This is a genomic window from Streptomyces sp. NBC_00162 (assembly GCF_024611995.1).
In the GTDB taxonomy this organism is placed as follows: Bacteria; Actinomycetota; Actinomycetes; order Streptomycetales; family Streptomycetaceae; genus Streptomyces.
Window position 1 is genome coordinate 5594244 of the sequence record NZ_CP102509.1, and the last position, 24102, is coordinate 5618345.

Consider the following 24102-nt stretch of genomic DNA (forward strand, 5'->3'; position numbering starts at 1 on the left):
CCCATGACCGAGACGCTCACCCTGCCCCAGACCACCGCCGGCGGGGCCTCCTTCCTGGACGCCCGCTCGCTGTCCGCCTGGTTCGGGGGCCGCAAGGTCCTGAGCCGGGTCTCGCTGACGATGCCGGGCGGCCAGGTGACCGCCCTGATCGGCCCCTCGGGCTGCGGGAAGTCGACCTTCCTGCGCATCCTGAACCGGATGCACGAGCTGATCCCGGGAGTCGAACTGGCGGGCGAGGTCCTGCTGGACGGCGAGGACATCTACGCCCGAGGCCGCCGCCTGACGGACGCCCGCCGGCGCATCGGCATGGTCTTCCAGAAGTCGAACCCCTTCCCGGCGATGTCGGTCTACGACAACGTGACGGCGGGCCTGAAGCTCACGGGCATGCGCGTCGCGGGCTCGGAGAAGGACGACCTGGTGGAGGAGTGCCTCACGAAGGCGGGCCTGTGGAAGGAGGTATGCGACCGGCTCCGCCAGCCCGGCGGCGCCCTCTCGGGCGGCCAGCAGCAGCGCCTGTGCATCGCCCGCTCCCTGGCGGTCCGCCCCCGCATCCTCCTGATGGACGAACCCTGCTCGGCCCTGGACCCCACCTCGACCCGCCGCATCGAGGAGACCATCCGGGACCTGGCCGACGAGGTCACCCTCGTGATCGTCACCCACAACATGCAGCAGGCGGCGCGCGTCTCCGACCAGTGCGCCTTCTTCCTCGCGGAACAGGGAACTCCGGGCCGGATCGTCGAGTACGGCCCCACCCCGGCCATGTTCTCCACGCCTTCCGACCCCCGCACGGCGGACTACGTGGAGGGCCGATTCGGCTGACGGCCCGGAGTGCGAAGCCCGTGGACCCGGCGTAGTAATGGAGATCCGCGTAGAAGATCGGAGCCCGGCATGGACGACTATCCGCTGCTCGAACTCTTCTGGACGATGCTGTGGCTGTTCGTGTGGGTGATGTGGTTCTTCCTGCTCTTCAAGGTGATCACGGACCTCTTCCGGGACCACGGCATGAACGGCTGGGCGAAGGCCGGATGGCTGATCCTGGTGCTCCTCCTGCCGTTCATCGGCGTCCTGATCTACCTCATCGTGCGCGGCCGCAGCATGGCCGAACGCGACCGGGAGCAGGCCAAGGAACAACAAGAGGCCTTCCAGCAGTACGTCCGCCAGACGGCGGCCCCGTCCGCGAGCCCGGCGGAAGAGCTGCACAAGCTCTCGGCCCTGAAGGACAAGGGCGACATCACCCAGGAGGAGTTCGACCGCGCGAAGCAGAAGCTCCTGACCTGAGCCCAACGCGGCGGCCCGCAGTTCGGCTTTGCAGCAACCCGCGCCGGCCGGACAGCCCCGGACTCTCCCCAGAGAGGCTCCGGGGCTTACGGCCGTTCTACACGGATCCCGCTATTGTCCTCTGACCTGCACAAAAGCCCTCCCAGGGGGAGGGCTTGCGGTGGTGGAGAAAGAGTGCCCCCGGCAGGACTCGAACCTGCGGCCAAGTGCTTAGAAGGCACCTGCTCTATCCACTGAGCTACGGGGGCCGGAAGGTGGCCTTGGTGGGCCTGGAGCCCCCGGTGGGGGTGAGACTGCGGTCCGTGCCGGGTCAAGGATAGGGCTCCGGTTGCCTTGTCCCGGTTGCTTCACTCGCGTGCCACGATGTGGAGGTTCGGTGAAGCGGTCCCGATAATCGCAGGCAGGTGCGATTCTCGCATCGCTTTTGCGCCGCGGCGCCCTGGGTGTTGTGCACTCGTTATGCCTGCGCCCCACTCGTCCGTCGTGTCCAAGATGTCCCACTGGAGTCGCGGTCGGCGCGCAGAGGACGTATAAGCTTCAAAAATGGTCCTAAATTGGGCATTCTTCGCATGTGGTGACCTTGGATGTTCGGCCTCAGCTGCTCGATGCCCTGTCCGCCCTGCGCGACCGGGTCGCGTCCGTGCGTCTGCCGCTGCCCCTGCCCGGCGCTCCGCGCGCCCGCCAGACCAGAGCCGAGCTGCTCGCGCAGCTCGACGACTACCTCGTACCCCGGCTGAAGGCGCCCGAGGCGCCGATGCTCGCCGTCGTCGGCGGGTCCACCGGGGCCGGCAAGTCCACCCTCGTCAACTCCCTCGTCGGACGACAGGTCAGCGAGGCCGGGGTGCTGCGCCCCACCACGCGCACACCGGTGCTCGTCTGCCATCCGGATGATCATCACTGGTTCGCCGGGATGCGGGTACTGCCCGACCTGATGCGGGTGTGGGTGCCGCACGGGGAGGAGGAACCCGCCCCCGCGGTCACCTCCCGGGGGTACGACCGGAGCCCCGGCCCCGGCCACGCCACCCGCGAGATGCGGATCGAGACCGTATCCACCCTGCCGCGCGGGCTCGCCATCCTCGACGCCCCCGACATCGACTCCCTCGTGGTCGACAACCGGACACTGGCCGCCGAACTCATCTGCGCCGCCGACGTCTGGGTGATGGTCACCACCGCCTCGCGGTACGCCGACGCCGTCCCCTGGCACCTCCTGCGCACCGCCAAGCAGTACAAGGCGACCCTCATCACCGTCCTCGACCGGGTACCGCACCAGGTGCTCGCCGAGGTCTCCCGCCAGTACGGGGCCCTGCTCACCCGGGCCGGGCTGGGTGACGTACCGCGCTTCACCGTGCCCGAACTCCCGGAGTCGGCAGGGGGCGGCGGGCTGCTCCCTGCCAGCGCCGTCGCGCCGCTGTACGCCTGGCTCGCCCACCACGCGCAGGATCCCGCGGCCCGTCAGTACGCCGTCGGGCGCACCGCGCTCGGCGCGCTGGACTCCCTCGGGCGCCGGATGCCCGAACTCGCCTCCGCCGTCGCCGCCCAGCACGCTGCCGCCGTACGGCTGACATCGGCCGTGGAGGACGCCTACAAGCGGGAGGGCAGACGCGTCCGCAACCGCCTCGACCAGGGCGCCGTACTGGCCGGGGACGCGCTGACCCGGTGGCGCGGCTATCCGCTCGACACGAGCGCCGACGAACTCCTCGACTCGCTCGCCGAATCCCTCGCCGCGCTGCTCCAGTGCGCCGTCGCCGCCGCCGACGAGCGGATCGCCACCGCCTGGCGGCGCGAGCCGGCCGCCGGCGCGGTGCCCCTGCCCACACCCGACAGGGAGGCGGGGGACCGCATCGGCATGGCCGTACGGCGCTGGCGGCGGGTGCTGGAGGAACTCGCGGAGGAGGAGGTCGCACGGCTCGACCGGCAGCCCTCGCCCGACCCCGACTGCGTCGCGGCCCTGCTCGTCGCCGCCCTCCTCGGCGGCAAACGGGCCCGGCCCGCCGGGGAGAAGCTCGCCGAACGGATCGGGGCCCAGGCCGCGCTGCGGCTGCGCGACCGGGGCGCGGAGCTGGTCGGCGACCACCTCGACCAGGTGCTGCGCGCCGAACGCGACCGCCGGCTCGCCCCGCTGGAGGCCCTCGAAGTGACCCCGGAACCGCAGGCCGAACTGATTGCCGCGCTGTCCCTACTGCAGAAGGAGAGGTGACGCGGTGACTTCCCTGGCCGACCGCACCGAGGACCGCTGGGACGACGGACTCATCGCGCGCTCGCGCCGGGCGAGGGCGGGTGCGGCCGACGGGCTCGACGGGCTCGGCGAGCACGGCGAGTGCGACGGGTGCGACGAGTGCGGCGAAGGCGACGAAGGCGACGAGGCGCTCGTGCGGGCCGTCTCCGGCGCCGGCAACGACGGCGGCAAGTCGGCCACACCCCCGCTCAGCCCCGAGGGGCAGGCCCTGCGTCTGCGCCTCGACGCACTGCGCCAGCTGGTCGGACTGTCCCGGACCAGGCTCGACGGCAAGACCCTCGCCGAGGCCGGCCGGGTACTGGACGAGGCGGCCGCGCGGCGCGGACTGTCACCGCAGCACACGGTCGTGGCGATCGCCGGAGCCACCGGAAGTGGCAAGTCCACCCTCTTCAATTCACTCGCGGGGGTGCAGATTTCCGAGACCGGGCTGCGCCGCCCGACCACCGCCGCCCCCATCGCCTGCAGCTGGTCCGACGGCGCGGCCGGACTGCTGGACCGGCTGGAGATCCCCGGACGGCTGCGCCGCCGGCCCCGCGAGACCTCGGAGGCCGAGGCCCTGCGCGGGATGGTCCTCGTCGACCTGCCCGACCTGGACTCGGCGGTCGGCGCGCACCGCGACCACGTGGACCGCGTACTGGCGCTCGTCGACGCCGTGGTGTGGGTGGTGGACCCGGAGAAGTACGCGGACGCGGTGCTGCACGAGCGGTACCTGCGGCCGCTGGCCGGGCACGCGGAGGTGACCTTCGTCGTGCTCAACCAGGTGGACCGGCTGCCCGGGGAGGCCGCCGACCTCGTCCTGGACGACCTGCGCCGGCTCCTCGACGAGGACGGCATCGCGCTCGGCGAGCACGAGGAACCCGGCGCCACCGTGCTGGGACTGTCCGCGCTGACCGGCGAGGGCGTCGGGGAACTCCGGGAGCTGCTCGGACAGTTCACCCAGGAGAGGGGCGCCGCCACCCGGCGGATCTCCGCCGACGTCGACCGCGCGGCCGTGCGCCTGCGGCCGCTGTACGTGGCCGACGGGCACTCCGGGCCGGAGATCGGCGAGGCGGCGCGCGCCGAGTTCGAGGACCGGCTGGCCGAGGCGGTCGGGGCGTATGCGGCCGGGCTCGCGGCCGAGCGGGCCTGGCGGCGCAATGCCGGAAAGGCCTGCGGGACGCCGTGGCTGCGCCTGTGGCGGTGGTACGAGGGCCGCCGCGCCCCGCGCACGCTGTCGGGTCTGGCCGCCCTCGCGGCGATCGGCGGCAGGGGCACGACGGTCCCGGAGGCGCCGGTCGAGGAGGAGGTGACCGCGCGTCAGCGCGTGGAGCAGGCGGTACGGGCGGTCGCCGACGAGGCGGTCACCGGCCTGCCCGAACCATGGGCGCAGGCGGTACGGGAGACGGCGGTGCGCGGCGCCGAACGCCTCCCGGAGGCGCTGGACGAGCTGGCGGTGACCCTCGGGGCGGCCGTCGCGGTGCCGAGCGTCAAGCCGCCGCGGCCCACGTGGTGGCCGGCGGCGGTGCTCGGGCAGGCGGCGATGACACTCCTCCAGATCTACGGCGGGCTGTGGCTGCTGGGCCAGATCATCGGGGTCCTGGAGCCGCAGCTGTTGCCGCCGGTACTGCTGATGGTGGCGGGCATCATCGGCGGGCCGCTGGTGGAGTGGGCCTGCTCGATCGCGGCGCGGGGACCGGCGCGCAGGTACGGACAGGACGCGGAGCGAAGGCTCCGGCAGGCGGCGGCCGGGTGCGGGCGGGGCCGGGTGCTGGAGCCGGTCGCGGCGGAGCTGCTGCGCTACCGGGAGGTGCGGGAGCAGTACGCCGCCGTCGCCGCAGGGGGGACGAAGTTGTCCACAACCCGCCAGTAATCCACAGGCCGGAGCGGGAACCGGCGGCCGGCCCCAGCATGGTGCGTACCTCGTGCGGATGGTCCGTACGGGTGCGAATCGCGGGGGAGGGCGGCCGGCATGAACGACACCCTGGTGACGCTGGTGGGATACGTGGCCACGCAGCTCGACTACAAGGAGACGCTGAACGGGCCGTCGGTGAGGTTCCGGTTCGCCGTGACGCCGCGGTACTTCGACCGGCGCAAGGAGGCCTGGACCGATGGGTCCACCAGCTTCTACACGGTGTGGGCGCGGCGCACGCTGGCGGTGAATCTGGCGGGTTCCGTGTCGGTGGGCGAACCACTGGTGGTGCACGGCCGGCTGCGGGTGCGGGAAGACCCGCCCGACGCGGAGGGACACCGGTGGGTCGCGGCGGAGATCGACGCCACGGCCATCGGCCACGATCTGAACCGGGGAACGGCCGCGTTCCGCCGGGTCGTCAAGACCGATACGCCGCTGATGGCCACTCAGAAGGCGGCGGTGGTCTGAGTGTTCGAGGCGGATAGGATTCCCCGGTACTCACGGGCACCTGGGTCTTTGGCCCGAAGGGGAAGACTGTGTCGATTGCCGTTCCCGCATCCTCCGCTCCTGATTCCGCTCCTGCTTGCGTTCATCATTCAGTCCAGCAATCAGTCCCGCATTCCGTTCCTTCACCCGTGGCCGTACGGGGCTCCGCGCGCCGCCCGCTGGCCGTGGCCCTGCTGGCCGCGGCCCTCACCGCCGCGCCCGGCACCGCCCGGGCGGCCGCGGACTCCGACCCGGCGGTGTCCCGGGCCCCGGAGGGCGCGAGCGCCGTGCTGGACGGGTTGAAGACGTACGGGCAGGCGGTCCTGCACTCCGGTGACGGGTCGGTCCGGCACATCCCGGCCGGGCTCTACGAGATGCGGGTCGACGGCGGGGGGATGCTCCAGACGTACGGGGTCGGCGTCGAGGGCAGCGCGCAGCCCCAGTCCCGCTACACGGAGAGCGGCTGGAGCGGCAGCCCGCTGGCCGGGAAGCGGGAGGCGGGCCGGATCCGCTGGGTCCTGGAGCACTCCTACCCGCAGCTCAACGATCTGGCCGGCCTCGCCAAAGTGGCCGGGGCCGGTGCGCTGACCGCGGAGAGCGCTGCGGCGGGGACCCAGGTGGCGATCTGGCGGCTGGCGGACGGGGTGCAGGTCGAGGCCGCGGACCCGGCGGCGGAGAAGCTGGCCGACTATCTGCAGCGGGAGGCCGGGCAGCTGCCCGAGCCGCCGGCCTCGCTGGGGCTGGACCCGGGCGGAGTGTCCGGGGCGGTCGGCACCAGGCTCGGCCCGGTGACCGTGCGGACCGGGGCGCGGAGCGTGTCCGTCGTGCCGGACGCGGCGGCCGTCGCGATGAGGGTGCGCGTGGTGGACGCAGAGGGGCGGCCGCTGGACACCGCCGTCAACGGCACCAGGCTGTACTTCGAGGTGCCCGCGGGCACTCCCGACGGCGCGGCCTCGGTCACCGTCCAGGGAGCGACCAAGGTTCCCGTCGGGCGGGTCTTCACCAGCGGGGTGCCGGCCCAGGCGCAGATCGTGGCGGGCTCCAGCGAGTCGGCGGCCGCCGCCACGGCCACGGCGGTCTGGCCGGAGCCTCCGGCGGTCCAGCCGGCCACCGCGGACGCCGGGCAGCAGCCGGGCATCCAGCCCGCCGGGCAGGGCGGTCCGAACGGTCAGGCCGCCCTGACGGGCCAGACCACACCGGACTCCCCGGACGAGGAGCGGCTGGCCTCCAGTGGCAGCTCGGCGGCCACCCCGGTGATCGCCTCCCTGGCGGTGGGCCTGGTGGTCCTGGGCGGCCTGGTGGTCCTCCTGCTCCGCAAGCGACCCCTGGATGAAGAGGATCACTAGGGGGTGTCCGGGTCCGTGCCCGGGGTAGAGGCAGACCATGGCTGATCAGGAGCTGACCTGGCAGGGCGCGGTCGTGCGGTGGGACCGGCAGTTGTTCGACGTGGTGGCCCGGCGGCACTGGCCGGGGGCCGACCGGGTGCTGCCGAGGCTCGGGCGGGCCGCGAACCACGGGGTGCTGTGGGGCGGGGCCGCCGTCGCGCTCGCCGCCTTCGGATCGGCCCGGGCCCGCAAGGCCGCCGTGCGCGGGGTCGCCTCGCTGGCGCTGGCCTCCGCGACCATCAACACCGTCGGCAAATGGTCCGTACGCCGCCCGAGGCCGCTGCTGGAGGGGGTGCCCGCCGTGCGGCAGCTGGCGACGCAGCCGCAGACCACCTCCTTCCCGTCCGGGCACTCGGCTTCGGCCTTCGCGTTCACCGCCGGGCTGGCGCTGGAGTCCCCGGGCTGGGGTGCCGCGCTGGCTCCGGTGGCCGCGTCCGTGGCCTTCTCCCGGGTGTACACCGGGGTCCACTACCCCTCCGACGTGCTCGCGGGTGCGGCGCTGGGCGTGGCCGCGGGCTTCGTCGTGGACCGGCTCGCGCGCGACGCCAAGGAGGCAAGGATCGTGCCGGGCACCGAGCGGCGCGCCGACGGCGCGCCCGCGCTGCCCGACGGGGCCGGGCTCACCGTGGTGGTCAACACCGCGTCGGGCACGGCCGCGGCCGTGCGCCTCGACGTGCTGCGCGCCCGGCTCCCCGAGGCCGAGGTGATCGAGTGCGGGGGCCCGGAGCTCGCCGCCGCACTGGAGTCGGCGGCCTCCCGCGCCACCGTCCTCGGGGTCTGCGGCGGCGACGGCACCGTCAACGCGGCCGCCACCGCCGCCCTGCGCGCGGGGGTGCCGCTGGCCGTCTTCCCCGGCGGCACCCTCAACCACTTCGCGATGGACCTCGGCCTCGGCGGAATCGAGGACACCTGCCGCGCCCTGGCCGCCGGGCACGCCGTCCACATCGGCGTGGGCCGCTTCACCCCGGGACCGGAGGGCCGGTCCGGCCATTTCCTGAACACCTTCAGCATCGGCGCCTACCCGGAGCTGCTGGGCCACCGCCTGCGCTGGGCCCCGCGCATCGGCGGCGGCCCCGCCGCCCTGGTGGCGGCCTGGCGGGTGCTGCGCTCCCAGCGCCCCGTACCGCTGCGGCTGGCCGGGCGGCCCCGGAAGGTCTGGCTGCTCTTCGCGGGCAACGGCACCTACCACGGGACCGGCCCCACCCCCCGCCGCCGCGACGACCTCGGCGAGGGCCTGCTCGACGTACGCCTCGTCCACGGCGGCGGCCGCCCCGGCCCCCGCCTGCTGGCCGCCGCCCTCGCCGGCCCCCTGACCCGCTCCCCGGTCCACGCGTCCACCCGGCTGCGCAGCCTGCGGATCGGCGACATCCCGCCGGGCACCCCGCTCGCGTACGACGGCGAGTACGCACAGGCCCCGCCCGGCCTGGTCCTCGACGCGCTCCCCGACGCCCTCACCGTCTACCGGCCGCGGGCGTGACCGTCCGCCTGACGGGCAACCCGGACCGCGGCCGACCAGTACCACGGCGAGTGCCGGCAGCGTGTTCCCCATGGAGCCCCCCGGCCGGTCGTTCCCGTCGTCTTCAGGGGCATCCTGCCTCGTGGGCCGCCGCCGCGGGGCGGCCCACGAGAAGTCGCCGCGGCGGGCGGTACGGGACCGTGCCGGCCAGGGGGCGCTGACCTACCCATTCGCCCGCAGGTATGGACGGCTGGCAAGATGGGGTGTATCTGCCCACCCATCGATCTGCCGGACGGTTTCTCTTGGCTGAGTTCATCTACACCATGCGCAAGACGCGCAAGGCGCACGGCGACAAGGTGATTCTTGATGACGTCACCCTGAACTTCCTGCCCGGCGCGAAGATCGGTGTGGTCGGCCCGAACGGTGCCGGTAAGTCCACCGTTCTGAAGATCATGGCGGGCCTGGAGCAGCCGTCCAACGGCGAGGCGTACCTCTCGCCCGGCTTCACCGTCGGCATCCTCATGCAGGAGCCCAAGCTCGACGAGTCGAAGACCGTCCTGGAGAACGTCCAGGACGGTGCCGCCGAGACCATGAAGAAGCTCCACCGCTTCAACGAGGTCGCCGAGCTGATGGCGACCGACTACTCGGACGCGCTCCTCGACGAGATGGGCAAGCTCCAGGAAGACCTGGACCACTCCAACGCCTGGGACCTCGACGCCCAGCTGGAGCAGGCCATGGACGCCCTGGGCTGCCCCCCCGGTGACTGGCCGGTCACCAACCTCTCCGGTGGCGAGAAGCGCCGCGTCGCGCTCTGCAAGCTGCTGATCGAGGCCCCGGACCTGCTCCTCCTCGACGAGCCCACCAACCACCTCGACGCCGAGTCGGTGAACTGGCTGGAGCAGCACCTCTCGAAGTACGCGGGCTGCGTCATCGCCGTCACCCACGACCGGTACTTCCTGAACAACGTCGCCGAGTGGATCCTCGAGCTCGACCGCGGCCGCGCCATCGCCTACGAGGGCAACTACTCCACGTACCTGGAGAAGAAAGCCACCCGTCTGAAGGTCGAGGGCCGCAAGGACGAGAAGCGCCAGAAGCGCCTCAAGGAAGAGCTGGAGTGGGTCCGCTCCAACGCCAAGGGCCGCCAGACCAAGTCCAAGGCCCGTCTCGCCCGCTACGAGGAGATGGCGGCCGAGGCGGACAAGATGCGGAAGCTGGACTTCGAGGAGATCCAGATCCCGCCGGGCCCGCGTCTGGGCTCGATCGTGGTCGAGGTCAACAACCTCTCGAAGGCGTTCGGCGACAAGGTCCTCATCGACGACCTGTCCTTCACGCTGCCGCGCAACGGCATCGTCGGCATCATCGGCCCGAACGGCGCCGGCAAGACCACGCTCTTCAAGATGATCCAGGGCCTTGAGGAGCCGGACTCCGGCTCCGTCAAGGTCGGCGACACCGTCAAGATCAGCTACGTCGACCAGTCGCGCGCCAACATCGACCCCAAGAAGACCCTCTGGGCGGTCGTGTCGGACGAGCTGGACTACATCAACGTGGGCCAGGTCGAGATGCCGTCCCGCGCGTACGTCAGCGCCTTCGGCTTCAAGGGCCCGGACCAGCAGAAGCCGGCCGGCGTCCTGTCCGGTGGTGAGCGCAACCGCCTCAACCTGGCGCTGACGCTCAAGGAGGGCGGCAACCTGCTGCTCCTCGACGAGCCCACCAACGACCTCGACGTCGAGACCCTGTCCTCGCTCGAGAACGCGCTGCTCGAGTTCCCCGGTGCGGCCGTGGTCATCTCCCACGACCGCTGGTTCCTCGACCGGGTCGCCACGCACATCCTGGCGTACGAGGGCGACTCCAAGTGGTACTGGTTCGAGGGCAACTTCGAGTCGTACGAGAAGAACAAGGTCGAGCGTCTCGGCGCGGACGCCACCCGCCCGCACCGTGCCACTTACAAGAAGCTCACCCGAGGCTGAGGCCCGCACCATGGCAAGACACCACTACCGGTGCCCCCTGCGCTGGTCGGACATGGACTCCTTCGGCCACGTGAACAACGTGGTCTTCCTCCGCTACCTGGAGGAGGCGAGGATCGACTTCATGTTCCGGCTGGCGCCGGGGGAGGGCAGCGAGTCCTTCACGGGCGGGTCCGTCGTGGCCCGTCACGAGATCGACTACAAGCTGCCCCTCGTGCACCGTCACGAGCCGGTGCTCATCGAGTCCTGGGTGACCCGGATAGGCGCCGCGTCCCTGACCATCGGCTACGAGGTCAAGGACGAGGCGACCGACGAGGCGCCCGAGAAGATCTACGTGCGCGCCTCGACCGTGGTCGTGCCCTACAACCTCGCCGAGGGGCGGCCCCGCCGCATCACGGCCGAGGAGAGGTACTTCCTGGAGAAGTACCTCGACACGCCGGGCAAGCCGGCGGCCGGCTCGGAAGGACGCCTCGCGGCATGAACGAACGGCTGCACTTCGCCGACTCCGGGGAGGCGGCGGACCTCGCCGCCTTCCTGGGCCGGCTGGTGCACTACGACCGCGCCGCCGCCGTCCGCCTGCAGGGCGGCGGCGGCGCGCTCGCCGTCTTCGGCCGGCCGCCGTCATTCGAGGTCCTGGCCATCCGTACGGTGCGGCTCGCCGCGCCCCTCGCCACCCCGCTGGACCTGACGGTCTCCGCCGGAGAGTTCCTGGAATCGGTGGACGAGGCCGCGGCCGAGGCCACCGTGCCCGGGCCGGTCACCGGCCCGCCCTGGGCCGGGGTGCTCCCGCCCCGCGGGGGCTGGCGGCAACTGGCCGGGCTGCCCGCGCCCGAGGAGATGCGGGCGGCCGTGGCGGGCGCCGTCGCCGAGTTCCGCGCCCGCGACGAGGCCCTGCCCGCGCAGCACCGGACCCGCTCCGAGCGCGACCGCATCGGCCGTGAGATCTGGTCCCGTACGCTGGGCGACACCGAACTCCCGCTGCGCGCCGTGCACGCCGCGCAGTCCCTGGGCTTCCTGCGGCCGGTGCGGTCCACCGTGCCCGCCGCCACCCCCGCGGCCGGAGGCCCCGACCCGGTGGCCCTGCTCGCCGCCGGGAGCTGGCTGCGCCTGCGTACCCCGTACGGCTCCGTCGCCATGCGCCGCCCCGGCGGCGCCGCCGGCCTGGGCGCCCTCCAGGTCCGGCCGGTCTGAGCCGGCAGGTCCCCCGGAAGGTCGCCCGTGAGGTCTAGCCCGCCGTGTTGATCATCGACGCGGCGGCGTAGGTCAGGTACTTCCACAGCTGGGCCTCGTGCTCCGGGGCCAGCCCCAGCTCGTCCAGCGCGACCCGCATGTGGCGCAGCCAGGCGTCGTGCGCCGCCGCGTCCACCTGGAACGGGGCGTGCCGCATCCGCAGGCGCGGATGGCCTCGGTGCTCGCTGTAGGTGGTCGGGCCGCCCCAGTACTGGATCAGGAACAGCGTGAACCGCTCCTCGGCCGGGCCCAGGTCCTCCTCCGGGTACATCGGACGCAGCAGCGGGTCCTCCGCGACCCCCTGGTAGAAGCGCCGGACGAGACGGCGGAAGGTCTCCTCGCCGCCCACCTGCTCGTAAAAGGTCTGCTCCTGAAGCGTGCCCCGCGGAATCTCATTCACCCGACCATCGTCTCAGACGCCCGGACGGAGGATCGGGGCCCTAGGACCCCCGCATTCGCCCGCGACGGCCGCGCGCAGGACAGTGGAGGCATGGGCGCACACACCGCACGCACCACCGAGGTACGGGACCTGCGCGAGACCGCGCACGCCGCCCAGGTGCGGGAGCTGACCGCCGCCGGGGTACTGGAGGACCAGGCCTGGCGGGCGGCCTTCGCAGCCGTGCCCCGGCACGTCTTCGTCCCCTACTTCTGGACCGGCCGCGGAGCCGGCCACGAACGGCTCTGGGCGCAGGACCCCGATCCCGAGCAGCGGGCCCGCTGGCTGCGCGGGGTCTACGCCGACACCCCGCTCGCGACCCGGCTGCGCGACGGCCAGCTGGTCTCCTCCAGCAGCCAGCCCTCGCTGATGGCGAAGATGCTCCGGGCGCTGGAGGTGCGCGACGGCGACAACGTGCTGGAGATCGGCGCGGGCACCGGCTACAACGCCGCCCTGCTCTGCCACCGGCTCGGCGACGACCTCGTCACCACCGTGGACCTCGACGAGGAGATCACCGAGTCCGCGCGGACACACCTGGCCGAGGTCGGCTACCACCCGGTGGTGGTGACCGGGGACGGGGCGCGCGGCTGCCCCTCCCGGGCCCCGTTCGACCGGATCCTGGTGACCTGCACGCTGCCGATGGTCCCGCACGCCTGGACGGCCCAGTGCCGGCCCGGGGCGCGGATCCTGGCCCCGCTGTCCACCGGGCTGATCGCCCTCACGGTCCGCGACGCCGACTTCGCCGAGGGCCGCTTCCTGCACACCCCGGCGTACTTCGTGCCGCTGCGCGGGGCCACGGCGGCGCCGCCGCGGGAGCCGGTCGCCGGGGTGCCGCACGGGCTCCCGTACGAGCTGGTGGAGAACGAGCGCTTCCAGTTCATGCTCGTGCTCACCGAGGGCGTCCTGCACCCCCGGGAGGCCCTGGACCTGTGGCGCGGCGAGGACCGGCCGTCCCGTGAGCGCTTCGGGGTCACCGTCAGCGCCGAGGGCCAGTGGGCGTGGCTCGACGACCCCCAGGGCCCGTACGTGTGGCCCCTGGGGGAAACGGGCGGCTGAACTAGCCCCGGCGGATGGTGATCGTGGTCCAGGCTCCGACGTGCACGCGGTCGCCGTCGGTGAGCGGGACCGGGACGTAGGGCTGGATCGGCTCCTCGCCGCCGTTGATGGTGGTGCCGTTGGTGGAGTTCTGGTCCACCACCGCCCAGCCGAGGTCGGGCTGCTGGACCAGGACCGCGTGCTGGTGGGAGACGCCCGGGTCCTCCGGGGGCACCGACAGGTCGATGTCGGGGGACTCGCCCGTGGAGGCGCGGCGGCGGCCGATGGTGATCTGGCCGCCGGCGAGCGGCAGGTGCTGCTCCGGGGAGTACGCGGGCAGGTTGAGCCCGGCCGCCTCGGGACCGCTGCGCTGCATCATCGCCATGAAGTACGAGCGGTCGGGGCCGATCGTCGCGGTCCAGGAGCCGCCCTGGGGCGGGAAGGACTGGTGCTGGGGAGGCTGCTGGTGCTGCTGGGGCGGCTGGTACTGCTGCGGGGGCTGGTGCTGGTATTCCTGCTGGTACTCCCGCTGAGGCGGCGGCGGGGGCTGCTGCTGGTACTGGGGCTGCGGCGGCGGCTCGTGCGCCGGAGGCGGCAGCAGCCAGTCGTCCTCGCGCTGGAGCGGCTCGGCCGGCCGGTTGACCCGGGAGGGCCGGGAGCCCTGGTACTCGAAGTGGTCCTGCGCGTACGCCACGGGCGGCGGAGGCGTGGACGGGGCCGCGGCGGCGGTCCCCTGGGCCCCGGTCTCCGGGGCGAGCGGGGCGTACGAAGTCGCCGAACGCGTCAGGAAGTTGTACCGGCACTCCTCGCAGAACGGGGCCATGGCCTCGCGCGGGGTCCGGCACTGCGGGCAGAGCTCGGCCTGGGCGGTCGGCTCACCGGCGGTCGGGGGGTAGCCGTATCCGTAGGACGGCGCCGCAGGGGGGCCTTCGGGGGCAGCCATGCGGTGGCCGCAGACCTCGCACCAGTCGTCGGAGGCGGACTGGTGCCCGTTCGGGCAGGTCGGCATGGCGGCGCTTCCCCTTTCTCCCTGCGTCATCGCGTCAGGTCTTCTTCACTCGGACGGTCTGCGTCGAACGCGTTTCGAGAGTCATCTCGTCCGCGTCGGCCACCTTCGCTTTCAGCCGCACAGTACCCGCAGCGGCATCCACGACATCCACCACCTTCGACAGGAGTCGTGCGGTGTCGGCATTTCCGGAGACATTCGCCAGCTGCACGGCGCGGCCGAGCTTGGCCGTGGCCCCGTCCAGATCGCCCAGTTTGCGGGCTTCCAGGCCCTGCTGGATAGCCTGCGCCAGTTCCGCCTGCCCGGTGTAGTGGGCGACCTGCGGGTTGATGGCGGTGGAGGCGGCCAGATCGTCCGTCCACACCGCCCGCACCAGCCCCTGGGCGAGGACGGCGGCGGGCTCGCCCGCCGTTCCCGGCTGGACGAGCGTGGCGCGGGCCGCGAGCATCTCCTGGCCCACGCCCGCACTCGGGACGCGGACGCACACGTGGTACTCGCGGGACTCGTCGCCCCAGGAGCCGGTCGGGTAGTCGCCGGCGCGCGGCCCCGCCTCCGTGCGGCGGGCGGTCAGGTCCTGGACGGCGGGCGCGACCTGCTTGACGTACTGGATCTCCACCCCGACCGGGGTCCACAGGCGCAGCGCGACATCCGCGACCTCCTTGCCCATGACGTTCTCCATCATGCGGGTGAAGTCCCCGGCGAGGTGGGCCGGGTCGGCCACGATGTCGGCGGAGCCGAGCAGCGCGCTCGCGATGCCGGTGACCTCCTTGACCTCCCAGTCGGTGCCCACCCCCCGGGCGTCGCAGGTGAAGCGGCCCGCGCACGCGTCGAGCGTGGCGCGCAGCACGGCCGGGTCCTCGTGCTCGTTGCGGCCGTCGGTGAGCAGGATGCCGTGCCGTATGGCCGCGGTGGACTGGCGCAGCAGTCCGTCGGCGAGGCGCAGCCAGGTGCCGATGGCGGTGCCGCCGCCGGAGCTGAGCCCGCGCAGCGCCTCCTTGGCCTGGGCGCGGGTCACCGGGTCGGCGACCGCGAGCCGGCCCTGGCCCGGATACACCTCCTTGGCCACGTGCGTGCCGGCGATCACGGCGAAGGACGTGCCGTCGCGCAGGGTGTCGACGGCCGCGGCCGTCGCCTCTCGGGCGCCGCGCATCTTCTCCGGCGGGTACTCCATGGAGCCCGAGCAGTCGACCATGATCACGACGGCCGCCGTGCCCCGGTCGGCCGCCGCGCGAGTGGCGGTGGCACCGCCGGTGGAGGTGACCGTGACGATGGCGTGGACGTCCCGCCCGCCCTGGGGGAGGAACTCGTTCTGGTACACCTCCACGCTGAAGCGCGGGGCGCTGGGCTTGGCGAAGTTCGCCATCGGTGGGGCTCCTAGGGGCTCGGACAGGCGAGTCGGGCGGGTCAGGCCCGGGGAGACGCTTCCGGTTCCGCTCCGGGTCCGGCGCCCGGTTCCGGTTCCGGTCCCGGCTCCGGTTCGGGCTGCGCGGCGAACGGCACGACGGCGACGGTGACGTTGTCGTGGCCGCCGCCGTCCAGGGCGTGCCCCACCAGGACCTGCGCACTGTGCAGGGGCCGGACGGCGGCGTCCGGGGGCAGCACCTGGGCCAGGTCCCGGGCGGCCTCCGCGTAGTTCCACAGGCCGTCGGTGCAGACGACGACCACGCCGGGGTGGTCCGGCTTGAAGACGGCGGTGTGCGGTTCGAGGTCGTAGGCGTCGGCCCCGAGCCAGCCGGTGATGGCGTGGGCCCGGACGTCGGCGTAGGCCTCGGCCTCGCCCATCAGGCCGGCCGCGACCATCTGGGCGGCCCAGGAGTCGTCCTCGGTGAGCCGGCGGGGCAGGGCGGCACGGTCGTCCGGGACCCAGTAGGCACGGCTGTCGCCCACCCAGCCGATGGTGAGCAGGCCGCCGCTGACGACGGCGCCGACCAGGGTGCAGGCGGGGGCGTTCTGTGCGCCGGGGGTCTCCGGTGCCAGCGCGTTGACCGCGGCGGCGGCGGCCAGGATCGCCTCGTGCATGGCCTCCTGGGGGTGGGCGCCGCGTGGAAGCGCGTCCAGCAGGGCCTCGTTGGCCGCGGCGGCCGCGGCGGCCGATGCCTCGTCGGGGCGGCTCGCGGAGGAGACGCCGTCGCAGACGATGGCCACGGTGGCGGCGGAGCCGTCGGGCAGCGCGGTGGCCGCGACGGCGAACGCGTCCTCGTTGCGGTGGTGGCGCAGCCCCCGGTCGCTGACGGCGGCCACGCTGCCGAGCTCCTCCTCGAGGTGGTCCCGCTCCCGGGGCTGGGCGTGCCCGCAGTGCTCGCAGTAGCCGTCGGTGTCGACGTACCCGGTCCGGCAGGCGACGCAGGTCTTCCCGCCGGTCCCCTGCGGGGCTTCGGCGGGGATGTCCTCGGGCGTGGTGCCGCCGTCCCCCGCGCCCCAGGGGTTCCCCTCGGGGGGAGTTCCCCCCGTACCGCCGGGCAGGTCGTACCGGGCTGACGGCCCGTCCGCCGCCTGCGGCGAGATCCCGTACGGGGCTTCGCCCGCGTCCCAAGGGGTCTCCTCCGGGGGTGTCCCGGCGCCGCCGGGCACGTCGTACCGGGCTTCGGCCGGGGCGTCGACGAGCGTCGGCGCGGCCGTCGCACTGCTGCCCCACCCGGGGGCGGTCCCGGCTGCGCCGTAGCCCCCGGAGGAGCCGCTCGGCGGTGCCGTCGGGAGGGGGATCGTCGGATGGTCCGGCTCCTGGCCGGGGTGTCCTCCCCCAGACTCCGTCCGGGGGGACCCCCAGGGCACGGGGGCTTCGCTCCCTGGTGCGGGCGGGGCCGGAGGACCGCCGGCCGGGGTGGCAGGGCCTACCGGAGCGGCAGCGGAGACGGCGTAGCCGCAGACGCCGCAGAAACGGTCACCCTCCTCAAGGGGTTCCGCGCAGCTGGGGCAGCCCGACGGCCGATGCATCGACATCACTCACACCCACGTCCGTGGACGGAAACGGTTTGCCCGCTCCACCAGTTCGATCCTCTCCTCGCCCCGCTGCGCCAGCCGTGCGAGCACGCGGTACGAGCGCTCCAGCCCGAAGCGCAGTCCCCGTTCGTCCAGTTGACTGCCGAGCAGCGAGGTGCTTCCGGGATCGGAACCCCGGCTACCCGACAGTACCCAGTCGAGGGCCGAGCCCAGAACTTCCGTTGTGAGCCGCTCGTGGCGTTCCGGATCCAGCCCGAACCGCCGCAGGGCCTCCACCTGCCCGGCGGCCGCCGCCAGGTCGGCCAGCAGCGGCTCCTGAGGGGACCGGTCGCGCAGACGTGCGCGTACGGCGGCCACCCGCGCGGCGGTGTAGTGGATGGAGGCCTCCGGTACGGACTCCAGCGTGAGCACGGCTCCGGCCCGGTCGCCGGCGGCCAGCTGGACCCGGGCCAGCCCGAACGCGGCGCTCACGAATCCGGGGTCGGTCATCCAGACGAGGCGGTAGTACTCGGCGGCGTTGTCCAGCTGCCCCAGGACCTCCGCGCACAGCCCCAGCGCCAGCTTCGGCGCGGGCTCGCCCGGGAAGGCGTCGTAGATCGCGTCGAAGGACAGGGCCGCGATCTCGTCCTCCCCGGAGGCCAGCGAGGCGATGCCGCGGGCCCACACCACCCGCCAGTCGTCCGGATGCCGTGCCTCCAGCTCCGTCAGGGTGCCGCCGGCCGCGGCCAGTTCGCCCAGCTCGAGGCGGGCCCGCAGCTCCCGCAGCCGCAGCTCGGCCGAATCGGCGGGCGCCGCGCCGAGGGCTCCCAGGAGGTCTCCGGGTGCGGAGGCCAGCAGACCGGCCAGGAAACCGGCGTTGGGGTCGGCCGGGTCCACCAGCGGTACGGGCAGCGCCAGCGCCGTGTCGCGCGCGTCGAGCCCGGCCGGTCCGGCTGCGGCCGGGGCCGCGGGCACCGCTGCCATGGCGGCGGGCGGCGGTGCGGTGACGGGGGCCGGCGCGGACCGGGCCTGCCGTGGCGCGGGCACCGGAGCCGCCGCCACATGCGTGGCGGTGGTCCCGAGTCCGGCCACCGGCGCCCCGCCCGGCGGGGTGAAGGCCGGTATCGGAGCCGGGCCCCCCGGATGCCCGGCCACCGGATGTGCCGCGTACAGGGCGACACCGCCCGGCGCGCCGGTCACGGCAGGGCTCGCCGGGGCGGCGGCCCCGGCGACGGCCGGGGTGGTGCGGCCGGGGCCGAACAGTCCGCCCCAGCGGGAGGTGATCGTGCGCGCGCCGAGCCGGGAGACCTCGGCCCCCGCCGTCTCGGCGAAGAGCCGGGTGTCCGGAACGCGCAGTTCCGGGCTGAAGAGGGTGGACAGCTGCGGCCGAGGCCGGCCCGTCTGGAGGGCGACGACCTCCCGCAGCACGCCCGTCAGCTGGTCCGCCATCTCCTGCGCGGAGGCGAACCGCCGCCCCGGGTCCGGATCGGTGGCCCGGACGAGCAGCCGGTAGAAGGACTCGTACCGCCCGAACACCTCGATGTGCTCCGGGTCCGGCAGCGAGTCCACGAACACATTGGTGTAGCCCTGGAAGTCGAAGGTCAGGACGGCCAGGGTGCGCGCCACCGTGTACAGGTCGGAGGCGACCGAGGGACCCAGCTCGGCGACCTCCGGGGCCTGGTAGCCCACCGTGCCGTAGATGGCCGACTCCTCGTCGTCCATCCGGCGGACCGCGCCCATGTCGATCAGCTTCAGCTGGTCCTGCTGCTGGATCGCGTTGTCGACCTTGAAGTCGCAGTACAGGAGGTTTCTGCTGTGCAGGTGACCGAGCGCCTCCAGTGCCTCGATGCCGTACGCGCAGGCCTGCTCCACCGGCAGCGGGTCACGCCGCCCGTCCGGCCGGCGCCGCTCGTTCGCGATCTCCTTCAGGGATTTGCCGCCCACGTACTCCATGACGATGTACCCGTCCAGCGAACCGGTCCGCTGGTCCAGGTGCTCCACGAAGTTGTAGATCCGCACGATGTTGGAGTGCTCGATCTCCGCGAGGAAGCGCCGCTCCGATATCGCGGCCGCCATCGCGTCCTCGTCCCCGGTGTCCAGCAGGCCCTTGAGCACCACCCACCGGTCCGACACCGCCCGGTCCACCGCCAGGTACACCCAGCCGAGCCCGCCGTGCGCGAGACAGCCGGCCACCTCGTACTGGCCGTGCACCACCTCGCCCGCGCGCAGCTTGGGCACGAAGGAGTACGGGTGCCCGCACTTGGTGCAGAACCCTTCCGTCCGGCCGGGCCGGTCGCCGCGGGCGCGCCCCACCGGGGCCCCGCACTCGGCGCGCGAGCAGAACCGCTTGCGCTCCGGCACCTCCGGGTTCTCCAGGACCGCCGCCGAAGGATCCGGACGCGGCACTTCAGGTACGTTGACCAGCCCGGCGCCGAGCCGGCCGCGCCCCGAGGCCGAGGGCGCCGAGCCCGAACTGCGCACCGACACCGACCGGGTGGACGCGGGACCCGACAGCGCGCGCGAGAGCCGCCCCGACACGGAGCGGCGGGACGCCGACGAGCGCGCCGAAGAGGAGCGCGCCGAGGCCGAGGACCGCGCCGAACCGTGCGAACCCTGCGAGCCCATCGACCCCCGGGACCCGGCCGATCCGGCGGAGCCCAGGGCCGCGCCGCGCGCCGCGCTCGTCATCCCCGTCGGCGGCGACACCAGCTCCTCCGCACCGGCCGCGACCGCGCCTATCGGCGCGAGCCCGCAGGTGTCGCAGTAGACCTCGCCGCCGCCCATGTCCTCGTACGTCCCCGGGCAGCCGGGGCGAACGCACGCCGTTCCGATCAGGCTCATGCGCCCTCCTTTCCGGGAGTCCCCGTGCCCCGCACCGCATCGGCCGCGGCCTGCTGGTAGCGCAGGACGGCCTGTTCGGCGGCCCGCAGGTCGCAGGGCGCGCTCCACAGCATCCGCCGGGCCGTGTCGTACCGCTCGATCAGCAGCGGATCCTCCGCCAGCCCGTGCCGGGCCACCTTCGCCTTGTACGCGTCGAGCCGCCCGCGCAGCTCGGCCCGCACCGCGAGAGGTGCCGTCACAGCTGTCAACGATTCACGGGCCCGTCGCAGTTCCTCCTCGGCCCGTTCCTCCAGGGATTCCAGCAGCGGGGAGAGCCGGTGCCAGCGGGACCGGCGGCGGTGCTCGGCCGCCGCCGCGAGCTGCTCCTGCAGCACGGTCGGCGGGCCGCTCACCGCGGGAACCTCGGACGCGGCGATCTTCGCCAGTACCTCACCGCGTGCCGTCCGCGCCTCCGCCAGGGTCCGGTCGGCCCGGGACAGTACGTCCCGCAGGCTGATCAGCCGCTGCTCGGCGTCCTGCCGGACGTCCAGCACGGCCTCGACCTCCCGGCGTACGTCCTCCAGCGCGAGCGCGGCCCGGTCGTAGCGCCCGGTGTCCGGGCGGCCGCCGCCGGGCGCGGAACTCCCCGACGCCGGCACCCAGAACGCCAGCGGGTCCGCGATCACCTCGGCCCGCAGCTCCGCCAGCTCGGCGGTGATGTCCTCCAGGTCGTCGCCCGAGGGGTGCTCGCCCGGGCGCACCCCCACCGAGTGGGCCAGCGAGCGGGTGCGGTGCAGTTCGGCGGCGAGCAGGTCGATCCGCGCGGGCAGCGCCGACCACACCGCGTCGGCGGCGACCACCACGTCGAGGGAGCGCGCGTACAGCTCGTTCATCCGGGCCACCAGCTCGGCGAGCGAGAGCCGCTCCGCCAGTGCGGCGCCCTCCACGGCGGCGCCCGCGATCAGCACCCCGGGCCCGCGCAGCCGTTCGGTCAGCTCGACCAGGTCGTCGCGGTTCGGCCAGCGGCGCCGTTCGCGGACCTCCCGGGCGGCGGTCAGGGCCCCGCTGTAGGCGTCGAAGTACGTCCACAGCCGGGTGATGTCCGCGTCGGCGGCCGTCCACCGCTCCTTGGTGACACCGGTCAGCCCGGCGCCCTCCAGCAGCCGGCGCCCGGCGTGGTCCTGGAGGGCCAGCAGCGAGGTCTCGACGGCCTCGTGCTCCGCGCCCAGCCGGGCCAGGGCGCGGTCGACACCGTCCCGGTCCATCACTGCCGACGACCACGACTCCAACGACTGTGCCTCCGCTTCCGTGTCCGACTCCGTGCCCGCCACCGGCCTCAGCCGTCCCGGTACTTGGGTGCGGGCGGCGCGGTCACGCCGGGCAGTACGGGTTGCAGGTGCTTGAGGTACGACTTCATCCAAAGGCTCTCATTGCCGCCCGAACGGTACTCCTCCAGCACCTTGTTGACCCGGCGGACCAGGTCGGAGGCGTCCTTGTTCATCGCCACGCCGTAGAACTCGCGGGTGAACGGCGAGCCGACCAGCTGCACCGACGGGTCCTGCGCGGCCTGGCCGGCCGCGAGGGCGTTGTCCGTGACGATGCCGTCCACCTCGCCCAGCTGGAGGCGCACCAGGCAGTCCAGCTGGTTGGGAACGGTGACCGGTACGGACCCGTACGACTGGGCCTTCAGGGTGGTCTCGGCCGTGGAGCCGGAGGCGAAGCAGATCCGCTTGTCCTTCAGCGAGGTGTCGTACCCGGTGATCGGCGAGCCCCTGGGGGCCAGCACCTGCTGCCCGGCCTCGAAGTAGGCGGTCGAGAAGGCGACCTCCTCCAGCCGCTTGCAGTTGATGGTCATGGTCCGCACGACGATGTCGACGCGGCCCTCCTGGAGCGCCGGGACGCGCTGGCTGGTCGGGATGGCCCGGTAGATGACCGCGTTCGGATCGCCCAGGATGTCCTGGGCGATGGCCTTCACCAGGTCGATGTCGAAGCCGTCGAGCCCGCTGCCCTCCTTGGCCTGGTTGCGGTAGCCCCAGCGGTAGCTGTTCTGGTCCACGCCCGCGACGAGCTTGCCCGCCGCCTTGATCCGGGCGATCGCCGCGCCGTCCAGACCGGACGGGCGCAGGCTGGCCTCCGGATCCTGGCAGGTGTCGGCGGGTCCCCGCGGCGCGGCCGGGGCCACGGCCATCGACGCGGGCTCGCGGACCGGCGCCCGGCCCGCGGCCTCCGGTGTCGCCCGGGCGAGCGGCAGCAGCACGGTCGCGGCGGTCACGGCGCAGGCCACGGCCATCGCGCTCACCCCGCCCCAGCCGCGCAGCCGGCTCGTGAGCCGCTGCGGCCCGGACGGCGCGCCCGGGTGGTTCTCGCTGCCTTCGGAGGCCCGCATCGCTCGTATCCGCATCGCTCTCACCTGTACTCCGAAAGCCTGCGCCCGATGCCGAGCAGCGCCGCCGCCGCGCCGACGACGGCGAGGGCCGCCGTGCCGGTCAGCAGGCCGCCCAGCGCGCCGAGACCGTCCCGGGCCGCCCGGGTGAACTCCCGCTGCTCGTGGGCCACCGCCTGCTCCAGGGAGGCGTCCACCGTGTCGAAGGCGGCCCCGCTGCTGTCCTTGTGGTCCTTGTCGCCGACGACCTGGGCCAGCGCGGCCTCGTAGTCCCCCTTCAAGTCCGCCTCCCGGGCCGCCGAGTGCCGCTGCTTCCACAGTTTCACGCCGTCCGCGGCTCGGGTCACGGGCTCCCGGCCGGCCTGGTCGTCGGCCAGCAGCAGCGCGGTCGCCAGTCCGGCGTCCAGCTCCTTCATGTTGGTCGTGAAATCCACGTCGTACTTGTCGGACTTCGTGTCCGCGGCCAGGACGGCGCCGCGCGCGATCAGCGTCAGGTTCTCGCCCGCCCGCGCCTGGAGGGAGGCGATCTGCGCGTCGTTGAGCACCTTCAGCGACTCCTGGCCCTGCGCTCGGGCCTCGCTCAGCGAAGCCCGCGCCACCGTGTGCCCCACGGCCAGCCACAGCAGCACCACCACGGACGCGGCCGTCGCCGCCAGCAGTCCGTGGTTGAAGACCCTGTTCGTACGCCGGTAGTTGCGCCGCTGCGCCCACGCCAGGGCAGCGAGTGCGACCAGGCCCGCGGCGAGCGAGGCCAGCGGCCAGGACCGGGAGTCGTCGTAGTCCGCGTAGAGCCGGCCCGTCTCCGCCTCGTACAGCCGCTGCGCGGCCGGCAGCAGCTGGGTGGTCATCTGCTCGTTGGCGTACCGGAGGTAGGCGCCGCCCAGCGGGAGGCCCTGCCGGTTGGCAGCCCGGGCCTGCTCGATCAGGCCGGTGTACCGCGGCAGCTGCTCGCTCAGCAGGGTGATCTGGTCGCGGGAGTCCTGGTTGCCGCCGGTGTTGGCGGCCGCGCTGACCAGCAGCCGGGAGGCGTTGGCGATGTCCTTCTCGTACCGCAGGCGGACCTCGCGCTCCTCCTTGGCACCCAGCAGGAAGCCGCTGGAGGAGGCCGTGTCGGCGTCCGCGAGGGAGCGGTAGATGCTCGCCGCGTCCGCGCTCAGCGGCTGGCTGCGGCCCACGACGTCCTCGGCGGCGGTGGTCCGGCCGGAGATCTCCCACAGCCCCACCGTGCCGAACACCAGGATCAGGGCGGCCAGTGCGGCGCCGATGATCCGCAGCCGGCCGGGCTCGGTCGTGGCCGCGCGGCGCAGCTGCTCCACGCCCTCGGCCCAGGCGGTTCTCCGCCCCGGCGGCGCACCGGGCGGCGTCGCCGGCGGCCCCGCGGGCGACACGGCGCCGCCGCCCCCGGGCGCGGGCGCGCGTGATGTGATGGCCACCGTGACCTCCCCCTTGGTCCTTGCTCCGCAGCAGTATGGCCGTATCGACGGTCGGCCACACCACCCGGTGCCGGATCTCGGGTGATCCGCCCCAGGGGGCCGCCCCCACCGCCCCTTCACCGTCAATACGTCCGTATGACCGCCACG

At 73.6% G+C, this 24102-nt stretch carries 19 protein-coding genes and 1 tRNA gene; 11 read left to right on the forward strand and 9 right to left on the reverse strand.

Annotated elements, in window-relative coordinates; translation table 11 throughout:
• Window positions 1-3: 3 nt before the first annotated feature.
• A complete protein-coding gene (locus JIW86_RS26005; RefSeq protein WP_257556276.1) occupies window positions 4-819 on the forward strand; it encodes a phosphate ABC transporter ATP-binding protein in 816 nt (271 codons plus the stop codon).
• Window positions 820-888: 69 nt separating this feature from the next.
• Window positions 889-1278: an SHOCT domain-containing protein gene (locus JIW86_RS26010; RefSeq protein ID WP_257556277.1), complete on the forward strand. Its 390-nt coding sequence runs from the start codon at window positions 889-891 to the stop codon at window positions 1276-1278.
• A 175-nt stretch (window positions 1279-1453) separates the two neighbouring features.
• Here JIW86_RS26010 and JIW86_RS26015 read toward each other — a convergent pair.
• Window positions 1454-1526, reverse strand: a tRNA-Arg gene (locus JIW86_RS26015).
• A gap of 332 nt (window positions 1527-1858) precedes the next feature.
• Here JIW86_RS26015 and JIW86_RS26020 point away from each other — a divergent pair.
• From JIW86_RS26020 to JIW86_RS26055, 8 genes are all read left to right on the forward strand, one after another.
• Window positions 1859-3475 (forward strand): dynamin family protein, encoded by a 1617-nt coding sequence (locus tag JIW86_RS26020; protein WP_215141318.1) that lies wholly within the window; start codon window positions 1859-1861, stop codon window positions 3473-3475.
• A gap of 4 nt (window positions 3476-3479) precedes the next feature.
• A complete protein-coding gene (locus JIW86_RS26025) occupies window positions 3480-5363 on the forward strand; it encodes a GTPase (RefSeq protein WP_257556278.1) in 1884 nt (627 codons plus the stop codon).
• A 99-nt stretch (window positions 5364-5462) separates the two neighbouring features.
• A complete protein-coding gene (locus JIW86_RS26030; RefSeq protein ID WP_257556279.1) occupies window positions 5463-5870 on the forward strand; it encodes a single-stranded DNA-binding protein in 408 nt (135 codons plus the stop codon).
• Window positions 5871-6037: 167 nt separating this feature from the next.
• Window positions 6038-7234: a thioester domain-containing protein gene (locus JIW86_RS26035; RefSeq protein ID WP_257556280.1), complete on the forward strand. Its 1197-nt coding sequence runs from the start codon at window positions 6038-6040 to the stop codon at window positions 7232-7234.
• 37 nt (window positions 7235-7271) lie between these two features.
• Window positions 7272-8750 (forward strand): bifunctional phosphatase PAP2/diacylglycerol kinase family protein, encoded by a 1479-nt coding sequence (locus JIW86_RS26040; protein WP_257556281.1) that lies wholly within the window; start codon window positions 7272-7274, stop codon window positions 8748-8750.
• A 281-nt stretch (window positions 8751-9031) separates the two neighbouring features.
• On the forward strand, window positions 9032-10696 hold the full coding sequence (gene ettA, locus JIW86_RS26045; protein ID WP_215141328.1) for an energy-dependent translational throttle protein EttA: 1665 nt from the start codon (window positions 9032-9034) through the stop codon (window positions 10694-10696).
• A 10-nt stretch (window positions 10697-10706) separates the two neighbouring features.
• On the forward strand, window positions 10707-11174 hold the full coding sequence (locus JIW86_RS26050) for an acyl-CoA thioesterase (RefSeq protein WP_215141330.1): 468 nt from the start codon (window positions 10707-10709) through the stop codon (window positions 11172-11174).
• Window positions 11171-11884 (forward strand): hypothetical protein, encoded by a 714-nt coding sequence (locus JIW86_RS26055; protein ID WP_257556282.1) that lies wholly within the window; start codon window positions 11171-11173, stop codon window positions 11882-11884. Before JIW86_RS26050 ends, JIW86_RS26055 begins: the two co-directional genes overlap by 4 nt.
• Before the next feature lie 34 nt (window positions 11885-11918).
• On the opposite strand, the gene JIW86_RS26060 is transcribed toward JIW86_RS26055, so the two are convergent.
• On the reverse strand, window positions 11919-12323 hold the full coding sequence (locus JIW86_RS26060) for a globin (RefSeq protein ID WP_215141334.1): 405 nt from the start codon (window positions 12321-12323) through the stop codon (window positions 11919-11921).
• Between the two features lie 90 nt (window positions 12324-12413).
• Here JIW86_RS26060 and JIW86_RS26065 point away from each other — a divergent pair, with 90 nt between their 5' ends.
• Entirely contained in the window at window positions 12414-13415 is a 1002-nt protein-coding gene (locus JIW86_RS26065) for a methyltransferase domain-containing protein (protein WP_257556283.1), read from the forward strand.
• A 1-nt stretch (window position 13416) separates the two neighbouring features.
• Here JIW86_RS26065 and JIW86_RS26070 read toward each other — a convergent pair whose 3' ends face one another.
• From JIW86_RS26070 to JIW86_RS26100, 7 genes are all read right to left on the reverse strand, one after another.
• On the reverse strand, window positions 13417-14403 hold the full coding sequence (locus JIW86_RS26070; RefSeq protein ID WP_257556284.1) for an FHA domain-containing protein: 987 nt from the start codon (window positions 14401-14403) through the stop codon (window positions 13417-13419).
• 34 nt (window positions 14404-14437) lie between these two features.
• Window positions 14438-15763, reverse strand: coding sequence for a vWA domain-containing protein (locus JIW86_RS26075; protein ID WP_257556285.1), 1326 nt, complete (start codon window positions 15761-15763; stop codon window positions 14438-14440).
• Between the two features lie 41 nt (window positions 15764-15804).
• Complete coding sequence (locus JIW86_RS26080) at window positions 15805-17340, reverse strand: protein phosphatase 2C domain-containing protein (RefSeq protein WP_257556286.1); 1536 nt, start codon at window positions 17338-17340, stop codon at window positions 15805-15807.
• 3 nt (window positions 17341-17343) lie between these two features.
• Entirely contained in the window at window positions 17344-20151 is a 2808-nt protein-coding gene (locus JIW86_RS26085) for a tetratricopeptide repeat protein (protein WP_416237690.1), read from the reverse strand.
• A gap of 5 nt (window positions 20152-20156) precedes the next feature.
• Entirely contained in the window at window positions 20157-21404 is a 1248-nt protein-coding gene (locus JIW86_RS26090; RefSeq protein WP_215150738.1) for a hypothetical protein, read from the reverse strand.
• A gap of 71 nt (window positions 21405-21475) precedes the next feature.
• On the reverse strand, window positions 21476-22540 hold the full coding sequence (locus tag JIW86_RS26095; protein ID WP_416237601.1) for a glutamate ABC transporter substrate-binding protein: 1065 nt from the start codon (window positions 22538-22540) through the stop codon (window positions 21476-21478).
• 5 nt (window positions 22541-22545) lie between these two features.
• Window positions 22546-23955, reverse strand: coding sequence for a hypothetical protein (locus JIW86_RS26100; protein ID WP_416237602.1), 1410 nt, complete (start codon window positions 23953-23955; stop codon window positions 22546-22548).
• Between the last annotated feature and the right edge of the window lie 147 nt (window positions 23956-24102).

Bases quoted from the DNA above. Each gene is read 5' to 3' on its own strand.
- JIW86_RS26005 (WP_257556276.1), top strand. From the start codon at position 4: ATGACCGAGACGCTCACCCTGCCCCAGACCACCGCCGGCGGGGCCTCC.
- JIW86_RS26010 (WP_257556277.1), top strand. From the start codon at position 889: ATGGACGACTATCCGCTGCTCGAACTCTTCTGGACGATGCTGTGGCTG.
- JIW86_RS26030 (WP_257556279.1), top strand. From the start codon at position 5,463: ATGAACGACACCCTGGTGACGCTGGTGGGATACGTGGCCACGCAGCTC.
- JIW86_RS26040 (WP_257556281.1), top strand. From the start codon at position 7,272: ATGGCTGATCAGGAGCTGACCTGGCAGGGCGCGGTCGTGCGGTGGGAC.
- JIW86_RS26050 (WP_215141330.1), top strand. From the start codon at position 10,707: ATGGCAAGACACCACTACCGGTGCCCCCTGCGCTGGTCGGACATGGAC.
- JIW86_RS26055 (WP_257556282.1), top strand. From the start codon at position 11,171: ATGAACGAACGGCTGCACTTCGCCGACTCCGGGGAGGCGGCGGACCTC.
- JIW86_RS26065 (WP_257556283.1), top strand. From the start codon at position 12,414: ATGGGCGCACACACCGCACGCACCACCGAGGTACGGGACCTGCGCGAG.
- JIW86_RS26070 (WP_257556284.1), bottom strand. From the start codon at position 14,403: ATGCCGACCTGCCCGAACGGGCACCAGTCCGCCTCCGACGACTGGTGC.
- JIW86_RS26075 (WP_257556285.1), bottom strand. From the start codon at position 15,763: ATGGCGAACTTCGCCAAGCCCAGCGCCCCGCGCTTCAGCGTGGAGGTG.
- JIW86_RS26080 (WP_257556286.1), bottom strand. From the start codon at position 17,340: ATGTCGATGCATCGGCCGTCGGGCTGCCCCAGCTGCGCGGAACCCCTT.
- JIW86_RS26090 (WP_215150738.1), bottom strand. From the start codon at position 21,404: ATGGACCGGGACGGTGTCGACCGCGCCCTGGCCCGGCTGGGCGCGGAG.
- JIW86_RS26095 (WP_416237601.1), bottom strand. From the start codon at position 22,540: ATGCGGATACGAGCGATGCGGGCCTCCGAAGGCAGCGAGAACCACCCG.